General features: G+C 66.2%; 1 protein-coding gene. It reads left to right on the plus strand.

What is annotated here, in order from left to right; translation table 11 throughout:
* The coding region (locus tag DIE03_RS37970) for an electron transfer flavoprotein-ubiquinone oxidoreductase (protein WP_185658311.1) at positions 1 to 1,638 on the plus strand (1,638 nt) is incomplete at both ends.

Here is a 1,638-nt window from a genome sequence, read left to right on the forward strand (position 1 = left end):
GCAATACGGCCCGCGCGAATCGATGGAATACGACGTCGTGATCGTCGGCGGCGGCCCCGCCGGGCTGTCGGCGGCGATCCGGCTCAAGCAACTGGCCGCCGAGAAAGGCACCGAGATCGGCGTGTGCGTGCTCGAGAAGGGTTCCGAGATCGGCGCGCACATCCTGTCGGGCGCGGTGATGGACCCGCGCGCGATCACCGAACTGTTCCCCGACTGGAAGGAACGCGGCGCGCCGCTCGACGTCGAGGTGACGGAAGACCGCTTCCTGTTCCTGTCCGAGAAGAGCGCCGTCACGACGCCCAACTGGGCGCTGCCCGCCAACTTCCAGAACCACGGCAACTACGTCATTTCGCTGGGTAACGTGACCCGCTGGCTCGGCCAGCAGGCCGAGGCGCTGGGCGTCGAGATCTTCCCGGGCTTCCCCGCTGCCGAGATTCTCTATAACGACGACGGTTCCGTGAAGGGCGTCGCGACCGGCAACATGGGCGTGGGCAAGGACGGCGAGCCGACCGAGAACTTCCAGCTCGGCATGGAGCTGCACGCGAAGTACACGCTGTTCGCCGAAGGCTGCCGCGGCCATCTCGGCCGCCAGCTGATCTCGAAGTTCAAGCTCGACGCGAACGCCGATCCGCAGGCGTACGGGATCGGCATCAAGGAACTGTGGGAAATCGATCCGGCCAAGCACAAGCCGGGCCTGGTGATCCACACGGCCGGCTGGCCGCTGAAGTCCGATACCTACGGCGGCTCGTTCCTGTATCACATGGACAACAACCAGGTCGTGGTCGGCTTCGTGGTGGGCCTGGGCTACACGAACCCGTACCTGTCGCCGTTCGAGGAATTCCAGCGCTACAAGACGCATCCGTCGATCCGCGCGTTCCTCGAAGGCGGCAAGCGCGTGTCGTACGGCGCGCGGGCGATCACCGCCGGCGGCCTGCTGTCGCTGCCGAAGACGGTGTTCCCGGGCGGCGCGCTGATCGGCGACGACGCGGGCTTCCTGAACGCGTCGCGGATCAAGGGCAGCCACGCGGCGATCAAGACCGGCATGCTGGCGGCCGACGCCGCGTTCGACGCGGTGCAGGCTGGGCGTCAGAGCGACGAGCTCAACGCCTACCCGGACGCGTTCAAGCAATCGTGGCTGTACACGGAGCTGTACCGCGCGCGCAACTTCAAGCAGTGGATGGCCAAGGGGCTGTATCTCGGCACGCTGATGGTCGGGCTCGAGCAGAAGGTGATGGGCGGCAACGTGCCGTGGACGCTGCACCACAAGCATGCGGATCACGAGATGCTGAAGCCGGCGTCGCAGTGCACGCCGATCGAGTATCCGAAGCCGGACGGCAAGCTGACGTTCGACCGGCTGTCGTCGGTGTTCATCTCGAACACGAACCACGAGGAGAACCAGCCGGCGCACCTGACGCTGAAGGACGCGAGCGTGCCGGTGAACGTGAACCTGCGCACGTATGCGGGGCCGGAGGCGCGCTTCTGCCCGGCGGCCGTGTACGAGTTCGTGAAGAACGACGACGGCGGCGATCGGCTGGTGATCAACGCGCAGAACTGCGTGCACTGCAAGACCTGCGACATCAAGGACCCGACGCAGAACATCGTGTGGGTCACGCCCGAAGGCGGCGGCGGGCCGAATTA

The organism is Burkholderia sp. Bp8992, assembly GCF_003853705.1.
Taxonomy (GTDB): Bacteria; Pseudomonadota; Gammaproteobacteria; order Burkholderiales; family Burkholderiaceae; genus Burkholderia.